The 20,004-nt window shown below is 34.9% G+C and carries 17 protein-coding genes and 2 pseudogenes; 11 read left to right on the top strand and 8 right to left on the bottom strand.

Translation table 11 applies throughout. The annotated features are described in order from the left end of the window. Nucleotides 1-124 precede the first annotated feature (124 nt). The 3 genes and pseudogenes from NK356_RS20630 to NK356_RS20620 form a co-directional block, all read left to right on the top strand. Complete coding sequence (locus tag NK356_RS20630; protein WP_253317922.1) at nucleotides 125-916, top strand: hypothetical protein; 792 nt, start codon at nucleotides 125-127, stop codon at nucleotides 914-916. Between the two features lie 117 nt (nucleotides 917-1,033). After that, nucleotides 1,034-2,059, top strand: coding sequence for a methyltransferase (locus NK356_RS20625; protein ID WP_253317921.1), 1,026 nt, complete (start codon nucleotides 1,034-1,036; stop codon nucleotides 2,057-2,059). Between the two features lie 649 nt (nucleotides 2,060-2,708). Continuing rightward, nucleotides 2,709-3,404: pseudogene (locus tag NK356_RS20620) on the top strand (GLPGLI family protein); the annotation flags it as partial. Nucleotides 3,405-3,435: 31 nt separating this feature from the next. Here the strand turns inward: NK356_RS20620 and NK356_RS20615 are convergent. The 6 genes and pseudogenes from NK356_RS20615 to NK356_RS20590 form a co-directional block, all read right to left on the bottom strand. After that, a complete protein-coding gene (locus NK356_RS20615) occupies nucleotides 3,436-4,161 on the bottom strand; it encodes a polysaccharide lyase family 7 protein (RefSeq protein WP_253317920.1) in 726 nt (241 codons plus the stop codon). A gap of 184 nt (nucleotides 4,162-4,345) precedes the next feature. Beyond that, nucleotides 4,346-5,203, bottom strand: a complete 858-nt coding sequence (locus tag NK356_RS20610; protein ID WP_253317919.1) for an SDR family oxidoreductase — start codon at nucleotides 5,201-5,203, stop codon at nucleotides 4,346-4,348. A 113-nt stretch (nucleotides 5,204-5,316) separates the two neighbouring features. Further along, nucleotides 5,317-5,895: a Crp/Fnr family transcriptional regulator gene (locus NK356_RS20605; protein ID WP_034695522.1), complete on the bottom strand. Its 579-nt coding sequence runs from the start codon at nucleotides 5,893-5,895 to the stop codon at nucleotides 5,317-5,319. A 105-nt stretch (nucleotides 5,896-6,000) separates the two neighbouring features. After that, nucleotides 6,001-7,131 carry an efflux RND transporter periplasmic adaptor subunit gene (locus NK356_RS20600; protein WP_253317918.1) on the bottom strand — a complete coding sequence of 377 codons (1,131 nt, stop codon included), beginning with the start codon at nucleotides 7,129-7,131 and terminating at the stop codon, nucleotides 6,001-6,003. 90 nt (nucleotides 7,132-7,221) lie between these two features. Next, nucleotides 7,222-11,589, bottom strand: a pseudogene (locus NK356_RS20595) (CusA/CzcA family heavy metal efflux RND transporter). Nucleotides 11,590-11,679: 90 nt separating this feature from the next. Then, nucleotides 11,680-12,072: a hypothetical protein gene (locus tag NK356_RS20590; protein WP_156106442.1), complete on the bottom strand. Its 393-nt coding sequence runs from the start codon at nucleotides 12,070-12,072 to the stop codon at nucleotides 11,680-11,682. A gap of 281 nt (nucleotides 12,073-12,353) precedes the next feature. Between NK356_RS20590 and NK356_RS20585 the strand changes: the two genes are divergently transcribed. The 8 genes from NK356_RS20585 (at nucleotide 12,354) to NK356_RS20550 (ending at nucleotide 18,670) form a co-directional block, all read left to right on the top strand. Then, complete coding sequence (locus NK356_RS20585) at nucleotides 12,354-12,686, top strand: single-stranded DNA-binding protein (RefSeq protein ID WP_034695518.1); 333 nt, start codon at nucleotides 12,354-12,356, stop codon at nucleotides 12,684-12,686. A 14-nt stretch (nucleotides 12,687-12,700) separates the two neighbouring features. Then, complete coding sequence (locus tag NK356_RS20580) at nucleotides 12,701-13,156, top strand: HRDC domain-containing protein (protein ID WP_253317917.1); 456 nt, start codon at nucleotides 12,701-12,703, stop codon at nucleotides 13,154-13,156. Between the two features lie 122 nt (nucleotides 13,157-13,278). Next, nucleotides 13,279-14,649: a histidine--tRNA ligase gene (gene hisS, locus NK356_RS20575; protein WP_034695516.1), complete on the top strand. Its 1,371-nt coding sequence runs from the start codon at nucleotides 13,279-13,281 to the stop codon at nucleotides 14,647-14,649. Nucleotides 14,650-14,838: 189 nt separating this feature from the next. Next, entirely contained in the window at nucleotides 14,839-15,702 is an 864-nt protein-coding gene (locus NK356_RS20570) for an SHOCT domain-containing protein (protein ID WP_253317916.1), read from the top strand. An 11-nt stretch (nucleotides 15,703-15,713) separates the two neighbouring features. Further along, entirely contained in the window at nucleotides 15,714-16,562 is an 849-nt protein-coding gene (locus tag NK356_RS20565; protein WP_253317915.1) for a PH domain-containing protein, read from the top strand. An 18-nt stretch (nucleotides 16,563-16,580) separates the two neighbouring features. Beyond that, nucleotides 16,581-17,228: a GNAT family N-acetyltransferase gene (locus NK356_RS20560; RefSeq protein WP_034695514.1), complete on the top strand. Its 648-nt coding sequence runs from the start codon at nucleotides 16,581-16,583 to the stop codon at nucleotides 17,226-17,228. Between the two features lie 63 nt (nucleotides 17,229-17,291). Continuing rightward, a complete protein-coding gene (locus NK356_RS20555) occupies nucleotides 17,292-17,828 on the top strand; it encodes a PH domain-containing protein (RefSeq protein WP_253317914.1) in 537 nt (178 codons plus the stop codon). 50 nt (nucleotides 17,829-17,878) lie between these two features. Further along, the gene (locus NK356_RS20550; RefSeq protein ID WP_034695511.1) at nucleotides 17,879-18,670 is read left to right on the top strand and encodes a bifunctional 2-polyprenyl-6-hydroxyphenol methylase/3-demethylubiquinol 3-O-methyltransferase UbiG; all 792 of its coding nucleotides are present in this window, start codon (nucleotides 17,879-17,881) and stop codon (nucleotides 18,668-18,670) included. 95 nt (nucleotides 18,671-18,765) lie between these two features. On the opposite strand, the gene NK356_RS20545 is transcribed toward NK356_RS20550, so the two are convergent. Beyond that, entirely contained in the window at nucleotides 18,766-19,002 is a 237-nt protein-coding gene (locus NK356_RS20545; protein ID WP_034695510.1) for a YtxH domain-containing protein, read from the bottom strand. A gap of 99 nt (nucleotides 19,003-19,101) precedes the next feature. Further along, nucleotides 19,102-19,944, bottom strand: coding sequence for an isoaspartyl peptidase/L-asparaginase (locus NK356_RS20540; RefSeq protein ID WP_034695509.1), 843 nt, complete (start codon nucleotides 19,942-19,944; stop codon nucleotides 19,102-19,104). Nucleotides 19,945-20,004 lie beyond the last annotated feature (60 nt).

Raw genomic sequence — 20,004 nt, 5'->3', positions numbered from 1 at the left:
ATTTTTATTCATAAAGTTATATTGTTGAATATAATTGTCTTGTTTTCATGTAAATAAATGAATTTTTATTTCACTGTATTGTGTTTTTTCGTAATTTTGATAGCAACATTCAAAAAAACAAACCATGAAAAAATCCAATTTATTACTCAGTATTCTGTGTTCCTCATTTATGTTTGGACAGGTAGGGATTAATACCACTTCTCCACAAGGAGTTTTAGATGTTACCTCAGCTAATTCAGCAGTTGTACTCTCCAGAAATGCCAATCCTCCAGCTAATGTAACAACACCCACTGCGGGAATGATCATCTACGATTCCACCAATAAAACCTTAAGGTATTATAACGGAACCCAGTGGAGTACAGTGATCTCTTCAGCAACATTAACAACAGCGAATGAAGGAGTTGTTAAACTGAATAGTGGAGCAGGTGTGAAGCCTTTCTTTGCTTTCAAATCTTCAGGAGGAGTTCCTTTAATGACGTACCAGAATATTGTTTATCAAACACCGATGAATATTGTAACAGATTTTGCGGCTCCTCCTACAACCACATGGCCGGAAAATATTACCAGTCCGGTACCTGGAGATATTTACGATCCGGCAACAGGACGATTTCTGGAAAACCCTATTGCAGGACAGGTTCACATGTGGAGGGTTATTGTAAGTTATGCTAATAAAAATAACGGTTCGGTAGCCTTCGTGACAGTGAATCTTTCAAATCCTGTTCCCCCTTCAACATTCTCCATAGATCAGACAGCCGTGGCTCCCAATGGGGTAACCTCCGGAGATCTTGTTTTTTATCTGGTGAGTGTTGCCGATCCTTTATCTATTGGTAGCGGATATATTATTAAAATAAAATCTGATACTACAATGGATGCTACTATTAATAGTATAACAAGGATCTCTCAAGCCAAAGATTAATCTCATTATTAAAGCTTATTTTCAAACTTGACAAATGTCAGACAAGAACAAACCTGATGAGTTTGTTCTTGTTTTCATGCTCAGTAAATATAACTATTAATCAACCCAATACTTGCTATGGAAAAACAAGCCGTTAAACCTGAGTTTACTTTTAAAATGTATGAAATATTAGGCGGTTTATGGTTAACCGGATGTGTAAAAACAGCTGCTGAACTCAATATTGCAGATTTGCTGGCCTCTGGTCCGAAAACAATTTCCTTCCTTGCTGAAGAAACTCAATCACATGAAACGCAACTGTACCGGGTGATGAGAGCATTGAGTGGTGCCGGAATCTTTGAAGAATCAGAAAACAGAACCTTTGCTTTGAATGATTTTGGAGCTGCTTTGCAAACTGATGTGCCAGGAACTGCAAAAAACTTTGTATTAACCATTATGAATGAGCACTTTCCTGGTTATGGGGATCTGACGTATGCAGTTCAGAAAGGGAAAATACCATTTGAACATATTCATGGGAAAGATCTTTGGGGGTTTTATAAAGAATTTCCTGAAATAGGGGAAAACTTTGGAAAAGGAATGACAGGAATGTCCGGTATGGAGCTAAAAGGTATCATAGAAAACTATGATTTTAAACCTTATAAAAAAATTGTTGATATAGGAGGTGGAAACGGGGTAATGATCCATACCATTCTGAATAATGCTCCGGAAAGCTCCGGGATCATCTTTGATGAAGCCAATGTGATTGAAAAAACAGTTAACATGATTCCCGAAAACCTGAAAGGAAGATGTTCTGTCGCTACAGGAAGTTTTTTTAATGAAGTTCCCCAGGGAGCAGATTTATATACGATGAAATGGATTATGCATGATTGGAGTGATGATGAGTGTATACAAATTCTTAAAAATTGCTATAATGCAATGCCAAAAGGGGCAAAGCTATTAATCATAGATGCCGTTATCCCTGATGATTCTTTAAATAAACCGCATATGGCTAAACTTCTGGATATTGTGATGCTGGCCTGTCTTACCGGAAAAGAAAGAACTTTAAGCGAGTTTAAAATGATCATTGAAAAAGCAGGTCTTCAGTATAAGCAGCTTATTCATATTGGAACAGAAGCAAAAAGCATTGTCGAATGTGAAAAAATATAAGTTTCAAATTTTAGTTGCATGATTAAGTAGGAGGCGCTCAATAATTTTGTTGAGCGCCTTTTTATTTTTTTCCATTCTCAAAATTTAAAATTTATTCTCTAACATAGCTGTAATTAAAATTATGTTTTACAAATATTACATAAAACTATATTTTTTTAATTTAAATATGTTTTTACATGTTTAAAGTATTGTATTTCATTTTTTTTAGCATAAAAAACTAATTCACTATTAGCTTGATTTATTGTGTATTTTTAAGATGCGTTTTTAAATTGAAAACTAATCATTAAAAAAACAAATATTAAAAAAACATTATTAGTAGGTGCGTTATTTATTGCTGGTATAGCTAGCGCATTCCCTTTTAGAACCTCATGCGGTCGCGTTGTAAATGTAACGCAAACTGAAGGATATACTATGGAGCAAGTAACGAGCTTTTTAGAATTTGTCAATTATAATGAATGTGGTATTAGGTCTAAAGGAATAACTTTTTATATTCATTAATTAACTTTAATTCAAAACTTTCAGGCAGAGTATAAATAATGCTTTGCATGTATTATTTAAATTATGAAAATTTACTACAGCCTACTTTTCTTTTTCTTTATAATTATCGTTAAATCTCAAGGAGGGTAATGTTGTATATGAAGCTGATTATAAATTGGTTTATAAAAATCAAACTAAAAATGCTATTATTCAGGAGGCTGCGTTTGCTCTTTTAATGAACGAAAAAGAATCTTATTATAAAAATATGAATCAATATGTTGGGGATTCCCTTCGTTTTGAAAAAAAGTTTCATGAAAACAGCCCGATTGAAGAACAAATGAAATACACTTCTGACTTTCCGGAAAATATAGGAATAACAACAGGAAAGATTTATGTAACTTTTAAAACATCTAATGAATACTTTAAATATGAAGAAACAAATACTATCAATTGGCAACTTATAAATGAATTCAAAACAATTGGAAAGTATAAATGTCAAAAAGCTATAAAAAAGAAATATGGCAGAACCTGGATTGCTTGGTTTGCTAAAGACATTCCATTTCCTTTTGGTCCATATAAATTTAATAAGCTGCCCGGATTAATCTTAGAAGTTTATGATGATAAGAATGATTATCATTTTATGATGTATAATTTCAGAAAAAGGAAATATTATTGTAATTCTGCTAATTTACATCCCAATGCTAAACTAGTAAAAAAAGAAAAAATATTTGACTATCGACGAAAAGAATTAACAGATCCTGCACTTTATAATAAATTCATTGAAGATCCTGAAGAACGTCGTTCTCTCCTTAAAAAGGCTGGTGAAAGAGCAAAAAATTACAATCCAATCGAATTAAGTATATATTAAAAAAAACATCTTTAAATAGATGTTTTTTTATTTATTCAGATATGTTGATCTGATAAATAGCTGTTAATCCTGAAGTCACAGGAGGCAGATTGTTATCCTGTAGATAATTTCCGGCTTTAAAATAAACCAATTCGGGCTTCCAGCTGTCTCCAAAATGGAAAGTAGCCGTCTGCTGATTTACTTTTACCAGAACATCAGAATTGTTTTGCTGGATGCTGTAATCAAATATTTGACCCAAAGGAACATTTTTCTGAAGCGTAATTCTTTCTTCTTTATCATTCACTTCTTTTTTGAAACCAGCCTGAATCTCGCCATTATTCCACCAGATTTTTAATGCTTCAGTTCCTTTAGAGTGGCCATGTATCTGCCCAATAATGATTTTTCCGGTACCCGGCTGCTGCAGAACAGCCATTTTTACCTGTAGATGATGACGTTTTTCAAAATGCCATTCTTTGATCTGTCGCAATTCTGTTCTCGGATAATGAGACCCTTGGGTAGCTTTGCCATCAGAAGAGCAAAAGAAATGTATGCTGTTATCCTGAGGAGAGAAATAAAAGTTTTCAGAAGAAAAATCTGCAATATCACTTCCTTTGATAAGGGTAATGGAATTGTTTTTTTCAACGGGTAATTGAAGATTAAATTCTGTCAGATTAAACTTCGACTGAGGAACAGGAGCATAGCTCTGCTGAGCAGATAATGGTTTTGAGAACAAAATAAATAACCCTGTTTTAAATAGAATTTTAAAATGAAATTTCATAACGGATCTATTACAGTTGATTGATTACTGCGAAATTATGCTATTTTGTTGTTACAATTTTTATCGGCTCCGGATATTAATTTTTTTTTAATCACAGTCAAAAGATCATGACTCGATCATATGTATAATAGCAGTGTCAACCCATACATTATATGGATTGACACTTAGCTATCACTATGTTTTATTAACCAGCGTACTTAGAAGCCCATTTTGCTTTATAGTCGGCACGGGCATTAATAAAGTCAATATCAGTTCCCTGAGCAATGGCATCAAGGGGAAAACGTAACGGACGTGAACCCTTCTCCATTTCTATCAATTCTAAAATACCATCTGCAATGGTTTGTGGATTCATATTGAATTCCTGCATTTTACCAAACAGTCCTGCGCCGATAGCATTGAACATTTCACTTGCTACAGGATTATATTCTTCTGCAATTTCGGTACGGTCTGCATTATTGCCTTGTTTCACTCCAGAATTCATTTCAGTAGGATAGACTCCCGGCTGGATGGTTACATTTTCGATGTTGAACTGTTTCAACTCATCCTGTAATGATTCTGTAATGGCCTCTACACTGAACTTGGAAGCAAGATAAGGTCCCATAAAAGGTAAGGAATGGGCGCTTGCTCCGGATGTCAGATTGATTATTAACCCGTTTTTAGCTAGTCGCATTGAAGGTAGAACAGCCTGATAGGTACGGATGATCCCATAAAAATTAACTTCAAAGAATTTTTTTATCTGATCTATTGAGTAGGCTTCTAGCAACCCAAATCCTGCTAAACCGGCATTATTTATCAAGACATCAATTTTTCCATATTTATCCAATGTATTTTTGAAGGCATGCTGAACAGAAGAATCATTGGTAACGTCTATATCTACCACTTCTACATTGGGAAGAGCAGAAAGTTCTTTTGCAGCAGTCTCATTTTTTCCATTGATTTCACGCATTCCGGCAATAACGGTATAGCCTGCTTTTGCAAGAGTAATTGTGGTTAGTTTTCCAAATCCAGTACTTGTTCCTGTGATGAATATTGTCTTTGTCATTGTTGTAAAATTTTAATTTATTTAACAAGACAAAGATGGAAGATTACCCTTTTATTTTTCATTGATAATTGCTTGAAAAAAAAGCAGACAAATGTCAATGAAATTCTCAATAATTATTTTTTTAGATTACTTTTTCTTATTCTGGTAAGGGTTTCAGGGGTTACCCCAATATAAGAGGCAATCATATGCTGCGGAATTCTATTGACCAGCATAGGGTATGTCTGTATAAAGTTCTGATACTTTTCTTCAGCCGAGAAACTGATATTGGCATGAATTCTATTCTGGGAAACCACGAAACTTTTTTGTAAAATTTTATTAACCAGATCATTTAATGCTGGAATTTCCCTGCAGAGCATATTAAAATCTTCCTGTTTTATCAAAATGATTTCTGAATCTTCAATAGCATCTATATTATATTTAGAGGGAGTTCCACCAAGTAAACTTTCACGGTCGCCCGTCCAATAGTTTTCCGGAGAAAAATTCATAATATGTTCTTTACCATTCGTGTCAATAGAGAATGTTTTCAAAAATCCACGGCATACAAAGGCATTATATTTCCATATTTCTCCTTCGTGAAGTATATATTGTCTCTTTTTCAATTTTTTAAGGATACATACAGATTCAATAAGCATTAATTCTTCGTGGGATAAATGTATTTTGTCTGTAAGATAGCTTTTGAAAATCTCGAACATTCATAGTAATTTACTGCAAATATAGGAAAGGGTATTTATTAAATTTAAACCATTATGCATAAATTGATAAGAGCTCCAAAAAAGGAGCTCTTATGTTTTTAAATTTTATTCTTCAACATTTTTTAAGGACATTAAAAGATTGTATGCTCCTTTTGTAACAAGCTTTTTATTTGCAAGATCATTCTGTAAAATTTCTGTAAACCCGTTTTCTGAATTTCCTACTTTAATTTCTTTCATCTCGAAAATATTTTTTCCTTTCATTTCAAAAATATAATTTTTGTTCTCAAATCTTACAACGGCATCATTAGGTAATACTGAACCATTGCTTGTATGTGCTTCTATGTCAGCATTCATATACATGCCGGGAATAAGCTCCTTGTCATAATGATCAAAATGGCAATGTACTTCAATGGTATTATCTGCAGAAATATTCTTGCTGATCAATATAATACTGGCGCTGTATTTCTTATCAGGAGCTGTATTGGTATATGCAATTACTTTCTGCCCCACTAATAGCTGGTCTATATCTTTTTCATAGATGTTCAAAGCTAAATGAATATCGGTAGGATTCACCAGTTCAAAAAGTACTTCAGTAGGGTTGACATACTTCCCAATATTGACATTCACAACGGATACAAAACCATTAATCGGAGAATAAATATTAATCGTTTTAGAAATATTGTTGGGCGTTAAGGTGGAAGGATTGATGCCAATTAATCTAAGCTTTTGCTCCAAAGATTTTACCAATACATTTTGTGTTTGGTAATTTGATTTAGTTTGTTCATACACTTTATCACTGGTAGCTTTACTTACATTCAGCTGTTTCTGTCTGTTATATTCGCTGTTGTTGTATGCATATTGTGCTTTGGCTACAAGATAATCCTGTTGAATCTGGATGTATTGAGGATCTTCAATAACAGCAATCACCTGACCTTTTGAAACCTGCATCCCGGGAAGAAGTCTGGTATATTTCAGATATCCTCCTAAAGGAACACTTACTGAGATTTTATTTTGAGGGGGAACATCAATTTTCCCGTTAACTTTCAGTTTTGATGAAATATTTTGATTTCCAACACTGCCAAGTTCGATCCCTGCATTTTTGTACTGTGCATCAGTGAGGGTAACCCTATTGTTTTCTGTTTTTGCCGTTCCTTCTTCTTTTTGTACTTCTTCCTTCTTTCCTTTGCAAGAACTGAGGAGAAGAGCTGTGCATATAATGAGAATTAATCTGTTCATAATTAATTATTTGATTTTGAATTAAATGTAAATGATGGCTTCAAAGCCAGAAAAGTATCTGCTAACTTTTGAGCAAATGTCCTTTGGTCTTTAGTTTCCATTGGTATTGAATTTAGGATCGAACGAATTAATCTCAATAAGACTATTATTTCTGTTCTTTAATGCTTCTATATATTGATTCTGAATATCAATTGCCTGATTGGTTAAGATTACCCATTGAAGATAATCGATATCTCCTCCTAAAAACTGTTTCTTAGCAGTGGAATTGATCGTTTGTACATGCTTCATCCCTGTATTTTGGTAATACTCAACGGCTTCATTGTATTTCTGAAATTCAATCAGAGCAGACTGATAATTGACCTCAAAATTTTTCAGATTATATTCATATTCAGCGGTAGCAACGGCCTGATTGGCTTCAGAAGCTTTTATCTTGGCCTTCTGACCACCATTAAAAATAGGAATCCCAACACCAACAATAACAGACTGAAAACGCGGTGTGCTGTTGTATTCCTTATTATCAGCTCCCATTCCCTTCATTCCCATAATGTTATAGCCCAAAGAAAGACTTGGAAGAAGTTTGCTCTTTTCAACCTCGGTTTCAGCAATAGAAATATCTTTTCTCTGCTTTAAATATTGGAGATAAGGATGTTCGGTAACGGGAACTCCGTTTAACGAGGTTTGCTGAAGCAAATTATTATCTTCAACATTTACAGTATGAGCTGTTTCAGTATTCAACAATAATTGGAACTGAAGCTGGGAAATTTCTAAATCTCTTTCCAGCTGTTTTAACTGAATAGCAATTTGTCCACGCTGATTTTCTGCAGTGGTTTTTTCTAAAATATTACTTTCCCCAACCTTAAAACGAAGATGAGCCTTATTAAGAAATTCTGCGTATAATGCATCATTTTCCTGAAGCAGGCTTTTCTTCTGCTGAAGATAGACCAGATTATAATATACCTGGGCAACACTCTTACGAAGTTGTGCCTCTTTAACACCAACGTTTAGTACACTGTTTTTCCAAACTTCAGTCAAAAGATTTTTATGAGCTGAATAAACTTTCGGAAAATCTACTGATTGAGAAATCCCGGCTCTTATATCTGTGTAGAAACTGTTGATTTGTCCAACTTCTGCAGTAAGATTGGTTGCTGGAATAAGCGCATTCGATTTGATAAGAATTTTATTATAATCAGCTCTCAATTTTTCGTTTTTCACGGACAAATTGTTTTCAAGCGCAATATCTGTTGCTTCTTTTAAAGATATGATTGATTGTGCTTTTACACTGAAAAGTCCTAGAAATAGACATACAAAAAAGAGTTTTTTACCAGAATTTCTTTTGAATGTAAATTTTCTTTTTTCCACCATTATATAGAGAATTGGTAATACAAAAAGAGTAAGGAACGTCGCCACGATGAGCCCTCCAATAACTACTGTGGCCAAAGGTTTTTGTACTTCAGCGCCCTCTCCGGTACTTAAAGCCATAGGTAAGAAACCTAACGATGCTACAAAAGCAGTCATCAAAACAGGTCTTAAACGGACTTTTGTTCCTTCAAGAACAATGTCACGCAAGTTGGTCATTCCCTCTTTTTTGAGTCGGTTAAATTCCGATATCAGAACGATTCCGTTTAATACTGCAACTCCAAATAATGCAATGAATCCAATTCCTGCAGAGATACTTAAAGGCATTCCTCTTAGAGCAAGCGCAAAAACTCCGCCGATAGCCGAAAGTGGGATTGCTGTGTAGATTAAAAAGGCCTGTTTCATAGAGTTAAAAGCAAAATATAATAGAATAAGAATTAGAGTTAAAGCTACCGGAACGGCAATAAATAATCTTGATTTTGCTTCCTGTAGATTTTCAAAAGCACCACCATATGTCACATAATAGCCAGGAGGAAGTTTCATTTGTGTTTCAACTTTATTCTGTAGTTCCTGAACCATAGTCTGTACATCTCTTCCTCTGACATTGAAACCAACGATAATTCTGCGTTGTGAATTTTCTCTTTGGATTTGATTAGGTCCTTCAATAATATTGACATCTGCAATTGAACTCAAAGGAATCTGCTGCCCATTAGGTGTTGATACCAATAAATTCTAAACATCCTCAAGATTTTGTCTTTTATCTCCCGATAATCTTACTACAAGATCAAAGCGTTTTTCGCCTTCGAAAACAGTTCCGCCAACAGCTCCTGCAAAGGCAGAATTCACGATATTATTTACCGTTTTAATATTCAGACCATATTGAGCAATCGTTGATCTGTTAAATTTAATGACGATCTGAGGCATTCCGGTAACTGCTTCTACATAAACACCGCTGCTTCCTTGAACTGAACCTACAATTTTCCCTAATTGGGCTGCATATTTTGCTAATGTATCCAAATCTTCTCCGAAAATTTTGCAGACAACATCTTGCCTTGCTCCCGAAATAAGTTCGTTAAAACGCATAGCAACGGGATACTGAAAACTGAAAGTTACCCCTGGAACAGCTTCTAATTCCTTTGCCATTTTTTCTTCTAATTCTTCATAAGTATCTGCGGATTTCCATTCTTTTCTGTCTTTAAGAATAATCATCATATCTGTAGCATCAATGGGCATTGGATCGGTTGGAACTTCACTGCTTCCTGTTTTCCCAACTACTTTTTCAACTTCAGGGAATTTCTCCAGTATAATTTTGGAACCTTTTGAAACGGCATCAATAGATGTATTCACATTGCTTCCGGGTAAAACACGGGTTTCCACTGCAAAATCACCTTCCGGTAATGATGGAATAAATACGCCTCCTAATGTTGACAAAATGAAAATAGCGACAACAAACATGGCAACAACTGAAGCCAGAATAACTTTTGGAATTCCAAGAACTTTCTCCAAGAGATCTTTGTAGGACTTTTCCAACCTTGCCATAATCCTGTCAGAGAAATTTTCCTTTACCTGAACTTTTTTACTTAAAAATAAAGCAGTCATCATAGGAACATAGGTTAATGATAACACAAATGCACCTGCCAATGCAAAAGCGACTGTTTGAGCCATTGGAGTAAACATTTTCCCTTCAATTCCTTTTAAAGCAAAAATCGGGAGATAAACAATTAAAATAATGGCTTCACCGAATATGGCTGCATTTCTCATTCTTGCTGAAGTACCCAGCACTTCAGCATCCATCTGTTTTTGAGATAGAATATTGATACCCGAATACACTTTTGAATGTCGTATCCTGTGCATAACGGCTTCCACAATAATGACAGCTCCATCGACAATTAACCCAAAGTCTAAAGCGCCTAAGCTCATAAGGTTTCCGCTGACCCCAAATGTATTCATCAAAATCACTGCAATCAGCATTGATAATGGAATAACAGAAGCTACAATAAGTCCTGCCCGCATACTTCCCAAGAAGAATACCAGTACAAATACTACAATTAATGCACCTTCAATAAGATTTTTAGTAACTGTACTGATGGAATTATCTACCATTTTGGTACGGTCCAGAAATGCATCTATGACAACACCTTCCGGAAGGTTTTTTTGAATTTGATCAATTTTTTCCTTAATATTTTTGATAACTTCGTTGCTGTTGGCCCCTTTCAGCATCATTACAACTGCACCGGAAACCTGCTGTTCTCCATTGTAGGTCATTGCTCCATATCGGGTAGCACTTCCCAATCTTACCTGAGCAATATCACGAATAAGCAAGGGAATACCATTGTCAAGATTTTTAACGACAATATTCTGTATATCTTCCTGAGTTCCCACAAGACCTTCACTCCGAATAAACAAAGCGGTTGGTCCTTTCTCTATATAAGCACCTCCTGTATTCTGGTTATTATTTTCTATGGCAGTAAATACATCACTGATAGAGATATTATTAGCTTTCAATCTTGCCGGATCAACAGCAATTTCATACTGTTTCAAAAGACCTCCGAAACTGCTTACTTCGGCAACGCCTTTAACGCCAATAAGCTGACGGCGTACAATCCAGTCCTGAATCGTACGGAGTTCCATCGCATCATATTTGCCTTCGTATCCTTTCTTAGGACGAACAGTATACTGATAGATCTCTCCCAAGCCTGTAGTAACGGGAGCTAAAGTTGGCGTACCAAATTCTTTGGGTATTTGGTTCTGTACCTGCTGTAGTCTTTCAGAAACCTGTTGTCTTGCCCAGTAGATGTCTGTATTATCATCAAAAACTATTGTTACTACTGATAATCCGAATCTGGAAAAACTTCGAAGTGATTTTAATCCGGGAATATTATTATTGACCTGTTCAATGGGAAATGTAATTAATCGCTCTACATCCGGAGCTCCAAGAGACGGTGCAACAGTAATTATCTGCACCTGATTATCTGTGATATCGGGAACTGCATCTATGGGGAGTTTTTTCACTTCATACACCCCATAACCTATTAAGACTATGATAAAAAGCCCGATAATGAGTTTATTCTTAATAGAAAACTCAATTATTTTATTAAGCATATTTTATTTGTTAAGCATTAAACATCCGTATCGACATAAGCCGAACGTGTAATGGCTCAAAAGAAAACTTCTTCTGAGAATGTAAAATGATTAACAAGAACGTGGAGGTTGCCAAATGCCTTTGAGGTGGGCAGAAGGTATAAAGGAATTTGTATAATATAGAGGTTTCTCTTTAATCTCAGCAATAGTCTTTAAAAAAGAAAACGTACTGATCTGAAAATTGAACACAGCAATATGAGGAGCATGAGCATCTATACTTTTAAAAGGTAGATTCTTATGACTGTGTTTTGCTGAGTTGTAATGAGAGTTGTTATAAGAATAATGTTCTTTCAAAAATCCGATAAAAGAACTGGCTTCATCATCATGTTCTTCCTGATGCAATAAAAAATGTTCTATAAGTTCCGGGAGCTTCAAGAGTTGTTCACCTATGCTACTGGTAGATAGGAATATGATAAGAAAGAATATGGATAAAGCTCTTTTCACTTACACAAAGTTAAGAAAAGAAATAAACTTGATGAATTTTTTATGAAAGTTCATCATTAATTTTTTTTAATAAGAAACTTGAAGAAACTTGTCAATAAGTGATGAACAAAGATTTTAAAGATTCCTAAAATAAATATTATCCGACTACAAACGACTACAAATGGATTTAAATAGTTTATAACCGACTATAAATAGGAACCATTGCAATCTTTGCAACAGAGATTTGAGAAAAACAGTGAACGTCTCTTATCTGAATTATTAATCTTTAAAATATAAAAGTTATGTCACTAAGAAACAAAGTAACATTAATTGGTTACACAGGAAAAGAAGTTGAAATGGTAAACTTCGACAATGGAAACGTAAAAGCAAGTGTATCCTTAGCCACCAGTGATCATTACACGAATGCTAAAGGAGAAAAGGTAGAAGAAACACAATGGCACAATCTGATTGCCTTTGGGAAAACAGCAGAAATTTTTGAAAAGTATGTTACCAAAGGAAAAGAAATAGCTATTGAAGGAAAGCTTACCTACAGATCTTATGATGATAAGGATGGGGTGAAGCGGTATATCACGGAAATTCGTGTAGATGAAATCCTGTTGCTAGGAGGAAAATAATTTAAAAAACACAAATGATGAGAGTGAAAATTTTTAAAATCAGGTTGCCAGAAGAGTTTCTCTATAAAGATCAGAAAATGCTGGATGATTTTCTGGAAGGCAATGAGATCATGAAAGTAGAAACAGCTTTTGTGAGTGAAGAAAAATATTGGTCTGTAATATTGTATTTTGAAGATTTAAAACTGACAAAAAATACAGTAAAAGAGCCTAAGGCAATTAAATATTCTGCAGAAAATGATCTTTTGAATACAGATGAAGAAAAGATTCTGGATGCTTTGAAACTCTGGAGATCAGAAAAGGCCAGGGAGCAGAATCTTCCCACTTATTTCATTGCGAGTAATAAAGAACTGATATCTGTAGCCAAGTATAGACCTGCCAGGAAAGAGGAGTTACTTGAAATCAAAGGGTTCGGAAAGCATAAGATTGAAAATTATGGTGAAGAAATCCTGGAGATTCTTGAAAGCGTATGATTTTTTGGAATAATTGATAATATTAAAGGAAAAGCTGAGGGAAGTCTTTCTTCAGCTTTTTATACTATGTAAAATTCCTTTCAATTCCTTACTTTTGCATTTATCAAAATGACATACAACAAATGAAGCCAAGTTTAGCAAAAGGGACGAGAGATTTTACGGCACAGGAAGTTTCCAGAAGAAAATATATTATCAATATTTTACAGAATAATTTTGAATTATTCGGTTTTCAGCCATTGGAAACTCCAAGTTTTGAAAACCTTTCTACGTTGACAGGAAAATACGGAGAAGAAGGTGATCGCTTGATTTTTAAAATTTTAAATTCAAGTATCAATGAAGCAAAAGAAGAGAAAAAGAATCAGATGCTTCATGACTTTCAAAAAGCATTAGACAAACCATTCAGTGCGGAAAGTCTTACAGATAAAGCCCTTCGTTATGACCTTACTGTACCTTTTGCAAGATTCGTGGCAATGAATCATGGTAAACTGACGTTTCCCTTCAAACGTTCTCAGATCCAACCGGTTTGGAGAGCAGACAGACCTCAGAAAGGAAGATTCAGAGAGTTTTATCAGTGTGATGCTGATGTAGTAGGAAGTGAGAGTTTATTACAGGAAGTGGAGCTGGTTCAGTTGTATCTGAAGTCTTTTGCTGATCTGAAAGTTCCCGTAACCATTCATATGAACAACAGAAAGATTCTTTCCGGATTGGCAGAATATGCAGGAATCACAGATAAACTGATTGATTTCACTGTAGCATTGGATAAACTGGATAAGATTGGGAAAGACGGAGTTGTAAAAGAGTTATTGGAAAGAGAAATTTCTCAGGAATCTATTGATAAACTGGATTTCTTATTCAGCCAGTCAGATGATGCACTGGAAAACCTTCTTCAGTTGAAAGAAAAATTTGCAGGAAATGAAATTGGTCTGAAAGGAGTAGAAGAGCTTGAATTTGTTCTTACCCAATCTCTGAACCTTGGTGTGGATATTCAAAACCTGGTTTTCAATATTACTTTGGCAAGAGGTCTGGACTATTACACCGGAGCTATTTTCGAAGTGAAAGCAGATGAGGTTGCCATGGGTTCCATTGGAGGTGGTGGAAGATATGATAACCTGACTGAAGTTTTTGGAGTGAAAAACATTCCGGGAATTGGAATTTCATTCGGGTTAGACAGAATTTATCTGGTAATGGAAGAATTAAATCTTTTCCCTGAAGAAGCATCAGCCAAAATAGAATATCTGTTTGCCAATTTCGGTGGAGAAGGGATCACAGAAGCTTTAAAATTGATCATGAAGCTAAGAGCAAAAGGTATTTCAGCTGAATTATATCCTGAAAATGCAAAGATCAACAAACAGTTTACCTACGCTGAAAAGAAAGGCATAAAGAATCTTGTTTTCCTGGGTGAAGAAGAAATTAAAAATAATACAGTTACTTTCAAAGACCTTGAGGCTGGAGAACAGAAAACTGTTTCTTTAGAAGAGTTTTTAGGAGAATAATAGTAAATACCTATAAAAAACAAAACAACCACAAAAGTAATTTTGTGGTTGTTTTGTTTGATGGATGCTAAGATTTAAATACTTTTGATCTTTACAATCGGTCCAGAATTTGTAATTTGGAGTCGACGTTATAAGACAGGGTAAAAATGATGCTCTGTATTCATAAAAACTTTTAAACATAAAAACCAGATGAATATTATTTGTGCATTGTGTGGAACACCACTAACAGCTACTGATATGTCCGTGGGTAAAAATAAACTTGCTGATGGCGGTTACTTGTGTGCAGGATGTTTTACTAAAGCCATTAGGATCAATAGAGACCTCATCAATAATCTTGACCAATTCTATTTTGCAGAAATTACAGGAATGATTCTGAAAAGTAAAATTGATGCGAGTCAGAATGCGGGAGGTTCTCAGTCTGCGACTAACAATCACTACCAATATGATGCGCCTACCAGATTAGATGAAATAAAAGATCAGATTGTTGCACTTAATGCAAGACTGAGCGTTTTGGCGAATGAGGAAGTGAATGAATTGGCTAATGTGTTGGATAGAGATGAAAGATTATTGGCTATTGCAGAAGGCATAGACCTTCAGAGTAACAGAGAAGGAATTATATTTTCAACCCAAAAGAGAATTGCTTTTATTGATAAAAAATTTCTGGGTGGTGTTGCAAAAAATGAATTCTTCATTCAGGATATCTCTTCTATCGATCATACTGAAAGTCTTTTGTATTCTGTGTTGAAAATCAATACCTATAGAGGTGCTGCACAGTTTAAACTGCATAATAAAAATGATGGAAGAGCATTTTCCAATGTTCAAAGCAGAAGTACAACTTATACTGAAAATGAATTCAGACAAGATTCTAGTCCATTACAGGCATTTACTCAAACAATTCCGGATCTGGTACAAGAAGATGTATATTCTGCAGCTCAAGAAGATTCAAATACAATTTTTGAACAGCTGGAAAAATTGGGAAAACTGAGAGAAAACGGAATTTTAACAGAGCAAGAGTTTGCAGAGCAAAAGAAAAAATTGCTTGATAAATTATAAAAGAAGAAGAAATGAGCAATAATTGTGCATTGTGTACTACAGAATTAACATCTATGGATACGCTTTTGGGAGCAAATAAGCTTTCAGACGGTAATGTTTTATGCAATAAATGTTTAAATAAAGTAACCGATATCAATGATGAGTTGCTTTACAACCTTAATAAATTCAGCATTAATGATATCAATACCATGCTGAGTGCAGAAAAAACTGAAATAGTTCAGGCTGTCATAACGACAGAATCGAATCTTCCTGCAGCAGTAAATTACGGTTCTCGTCAAATCTCAAAAGAGGTTTACAAACGAAGACACCAGAAAATAAAGAATGAACTGGAAATGCTGAATGCGAACCTTTCCATCTTTACCAAAGGAGAAATCAAAGAACTTCCTTATCTTATCTCTGAAGAAGAACAGATCATCGCAATTACAGATGCACAGTTTGCCAATACCTTAGCTGCCGGAATATTAGTGGCAACTCCTACGAGATTAATTTCTGTATCAAAAGCTATGTTTGGCGATGCAAAAATCAATGATTACCCTAATGAAACCATTAAAGCTGTAAGCTTTGTAACAGATCCGAGATCACCCATTATTAAGCTGCATCTTGATGAAAGAGTGGTAGAGTTTGAATGTTTCATGGATAAAGATGATGCAGAAAAATTCTACGATAAGATAAAAAATACTTATAATAGTCCTCAGGAACAACCTTCAAAACAAATCGGCTCTGCAAACAAAAGTGTTTCAGTTTCATCAGAAGAAGTTTTTAATCAGCTTGAGAAATTAGGAAAGCTGAGAGAGAACGGAATTTTAACCGATGCGGAATTTGCAGAGCAAAAAAAGAAATTATTGGAGCAATTAAAATAAAACTTTTAACACCAAATCATGAAGGATAAAGTATCTTCAAAAATAGTTGAAAACTGGCTGAAAGGATGGTGCCTGTCAAGAGAAACATCTTTTCCTGTGTCCTATAAATCAGGATTTCATGTGACTGTAGGAGATGAAAAACAGAAAGAACGTTTCGTATTTCCTGCGCTTAATGATGATTTTTTCAAGCTTGCTGCTTCCATTGATGAGCCCTGGATTTATCTGAAAGTATCCACTTCTCCTGATGAATTTATCAGTAAAATCCCTGAAAGATGGCAACTGCAGTCACAAGGATATATGATGACCTGTTTTCACCCGATGGAATTTCCGGAAACCAGTCTTGCAGAAGGATATCACCTTGAGTTTTCTGAATATAATACAACCTTTGTGATCAGAATTGTAGCCGAAAATGGTGAACTAGCTTCCATAGGCCGTGTCTCTCTTATAGATGATTGTGCTATTTATGACAGGATCATTACCGAAAAAAATCATCAAAGGAAAGGGCTTGCCCGTTTTTTATTGAAAGAATTGGAGAAGATCGCTTTGTCCAAAGGATGTCCCAATAATCTTTTAGTGGCCACGGATGAAGGAAAACTATTGTATGAAACCTTAGGCTGGAAGCTATACAGTCTGCATACTTCCATTGTGATACCCTCAGAAGATTAATATTATCATTGAATTAAATTTTTATTGTTAATAAACAGTAAATTAGACCTATAAACTAATGCTATGAGTGAAAAATCAAGACTTGACGAAATAAGAGATGAGCTTAAAAATCTCGATATCAGCCCTACCATATTTGCCCGGAAAGAAATTCATGAATTGCCGGATATCCTATCATCAGACGAAAGAATTGTCTATCTCGTAGAAGGCAGAAACAAACTGAACAACCATCATATCATCTTAGTAGCTACAGAGAGAAGGCTGATTTTTGTAGATAAGGAATTCATGTACGGATTGAAAGTAGAAGACTTTTCTTACAGCAAAATAAGCTCCATACAATATGAAAAAGAATTCTTACTGGCTTCTATAGATATTCAGGTTACTGATGATATTGTAGAGATTGATGGAGTAGGAAAGTACCATGCTGAGCTGTTTTGCGAAAAAGTAAGAGATTTTATGTCACGCCGGGAAACACATTTTCAGGGCAAAGTTGAACCTAGTGTTTTAGATCAGTTAGAACAATTGGGAAGATTAAAAGAAGCCGGAGTATTAAGCGAAGAGGAGTTTCTTGAGCAAAAGAAAAAATTGATGGAAAAATTATGATTGGTGTATACTGAATAATAAAAATCACTAACACTTTTTAAACTAAAATCATGGAAAATTACTTAGAAATCAATAAAAAATCATGGAACGCTAAAGTAGAACCTCATCTGAAATCGGATTTCTACTTTGTGGATGAATTTTTAAAAGGAAGAACTTCTCTGAACTCAATAGAACTTGATCTTCTGGGAGATATAACAGGGAAAACTATTCTGCATTTGCAGTGCCATTTCGGTCAGGATTCTATCTCTTTGTCAAGAATGGGAGCTAAAGTTACCGGAATAGACCTTTCTGATAAAGCTATTGAGACTGCCAGAGAGCTTGCACAGAAATGTGGTACAGATACAGAGTTTATCTGTTCAGATGTATATAATTTGCCGAACGTTCTGGATCAGAAATTTGATATTGTGTATACAAGCTACGGTACAATAGGATGGCTTCCCGATCTTGAAAAATGGGCTGGAATTATCAATCATTTTTTAAAACCGGAAGGGAAATTCATGATGGCAGAATTTCACCCTGTTGTCTGGATGTTTGATGATGACTTTACAAAAGTGGCTTACAATTATTTCAATGAGAAACCGATTGTAGAAACCTATGAAGGTACTTATGCGGATCAGTCGGCACCTATTGAAGAGGAATATGTCATGTGGAATCACTCTTTATCAGAAGTTCTCGATAATTTGATAAAAAAAGATTTACAACCGAATACTTTCCGGGAGTTTGACTGGTCGCCGTATCCTTGTTTCAGGCATGTAGAAGAATTTGAAACAGGAAAATGGAGAATTCCACAGTTTGGAAATAAAATACCTCTTGTATATGCGCTTATAGCACAGAAAAAATAAAACCTTAAGGGTTGCATTACAATAAAAAGTCACCGTAGTACTACTACGATGACTTTTTCCTATATATGAATGTTAAAAAAACTGCTCTGTGTTGATTAGCTTAGGGAATCCTCTGCTTTTGTCTTTACTTCGTCTACTTTATTCTGAACCTGGGAAGCAACATCATTGGCTTTGCTTTTAAGATCATTTCCCCATTTGTTAAGATTGTCTTTTGCAGTATTGATTTTATCTTTTACAGCTTGTTGATCTTCAGGGCTTGAATTCTTATATTTCCAATAAGCTAATGCACCTAATCCTAGTAAAGCTAATAATCCTTTTGTCTTGTTTCCCATGATTTCTATTTTTTTATGTATTAATATTAAAATTTGTTGTTATGAATAATGTAAAATACGTGCCAAAAAAATAACTGGACTTATAAAAAAATGTTAAATTTAAGAGAAGACTTCAAAATTTTCACCATCAAAACTGGCGAAAACCATAGTAGGATATGAATCCTGATGATAAATATTTCCCTCTTTATCAATAGCAATAGCGCCTGCAAACCCATCAATGGCTGCAAGTTCATCAAATGTCTTGCTGAAAGCCTGTTCGAGACTCATACCATCTGTAACTCTCGTTACAATTTTTGCAGCAGTAGCATTACTCACAATATCTTCACCTACGCCGGTACAGCTTACTGCACAAAAAGCATTGGCATAATTTCCGGCCACTGTGGCAGAATCCGAAATTCTCCCTGGAATCTCAAAACCTTTCCCTCCAGTAGAGGTGGCAACAGCTAGTTTTCCTTCCTGATCAATGGCTACACAGCCCACAGTTCCCTTACCTCCATTGGCAAGTTTAGCTTCATATTCTTTTCTTCTCTGAGGAATCTCCGTAGAAAAATTCTCAAATCCATTCTCTGTAGCATAGATCTTGGCACCATTTCCTCCTAAAACCCTGTCATCTTCATTGATAAGATCTTTAGCCACAAAAATAGGGTTCTGTACATTTTGAATATTAATTACACCACTTAGTCTCTGAGTATTTCCGTTCATAATGGCAGCACTCATACGGATAACACCATCACTCTGGATCTGAGAACCGATTCCTGCATTGTATAAAGGATCATCCTCCAGTAATGAAACGGCATAGGCAACCGTATCAAATGCAGAATGAGTTGTAAGATACTCAAACGATTTTTGAGCAATTTCTTTTAAAGAGTTCTGTTTTGCTGTTTTTACTTCATGACTTTGGTTGCTTTCAGAGAAAAAACCGCCGTGGATAATTATTTTCATAAAATTATAGATGATGATTGATAAATGATATTCTTTTACGAAGTTAATTTATAAATTCTA

The organism is Chryseobacterium sp. S0630 (genome assembly GCF_024158915.1).
GTDB lineage: Bacteria > Bacteroidota > Bacteroidia > Flavobacteriales > Weeksellaceae > Chryseobacterium.
Note: the sequence above shows the minus strand (reverse complement) of the source record. Positions and strands in the feature narration are given on the sequence as shown.

Bases quoted from the DNA above. Each gene is read 5' to 3' on its own strand.
- NK356_RS20630 (WP_253317922.1), top strand. From the start codon at position 125: ATGAAAAAATCCAATTTATTACTCAGTATTCTGTGTTCCTCATTTATG.
- NK356_RS20625 (WP_253317921.1), top strand. From the start codon at position 1,034: ATGGAAAAACAAGCCGTTAAACCTGAGTTTACTTTTAAAATGTATGAA.
- NK356_RS20615 (WP_253317920.1), bottom strand. From the start codon at position 4,161: ATGAAATTTCATTTTAAAATTCTATTTAAAACAGGGTTATTTATTTTG.
- NK356_RS20610 (WP_253317919.1), bottom strand. From the start codon at position 5,203: ATGACAAAGACAATATTCATCACAGGAACAAGTACTGGATTTGGAAAA.
- NK356_RS20605 (WP_034695522.1), bottom strand. From the start codon at position 5,895: ATGTTCGAGATTTTCAAAAGCTATCTTACAGACAAAATACATTTATCC.
- NK356_RS20600 (WP_253317918.1), bottom strand. From the start codon at position 7,131: ATGAACAGATTAATTCTCATTATATGCACAGCTCTTCTCCTCAGTTCT.
- NK356_RS20585 (WP_034695518.1), top strand. From the start codon at position 12,354: ATGTCACTAAGAAACAAAGTAACATTAATTGGTTACACAGGAAAAGAA.
- NK356_RS20580 (WP_253317917.1), top strand. From the start codon at position 12,701: ATGATGAGAGTGAAAATTTTTAAAATCAGGTTGCCAGAAGAGTTTCTC.
- hisS (WP_034695516.1), top strand. From the start codon at position 13,279: ATGAAGCCAAGTTTAGCAAAAGGGACGAGAGATTTTACGGCACAGGAA.
- NK356_RS20570 (WP_253317916.1), top strand. From the start codon at position 14,839: ATGAATATTATTTGTGCATTGTGTGGAACACCACTAACAGCTACTGAT.
- NK356_RS20565 (WP_253317915.1), top strand. From the start codon at position 15,714: ATGAGCAATAATTGTGCATTGTGTACTACAGAATTAACATCTATGGAT.
- NK356_RS20560 (WP_034695514.1), top strand. From the start codon at position 16,581: ATGAAGGATAAAGTATCTTCAAAAATAGTTGAAAACTGGCTGAAAGGA.
- NK356_RS20555 (WP_253317914.1), top strand. From the start codon at position 17,292: ATGAGTGAAAAATCAAGACTTGACGAAATAAGAGATGAGCTTAAAAAT.
- NK356_RS20550 (WP_034695511.1), top strand. From the start codon at position 17,879: ATGGAAAATTACTTAGAAATCAATAAAAAATCATGGAACGCTAAAGTA.
- NK356_RS20545 (WP_034695510.1), bottom strand. From the start codon at position 19,002: ATGGGAAACAAGACAAAAGGATTATTAGCTTTACTAGGATTAGGTGCA.
- NK356_RS20540 (WP_034695509.1), bottom strand. From the start codon at position 19,944: ATGAAAATAATTATCCACGGCGGTTTTTTCTCTGAAAGCAACCAAAGT.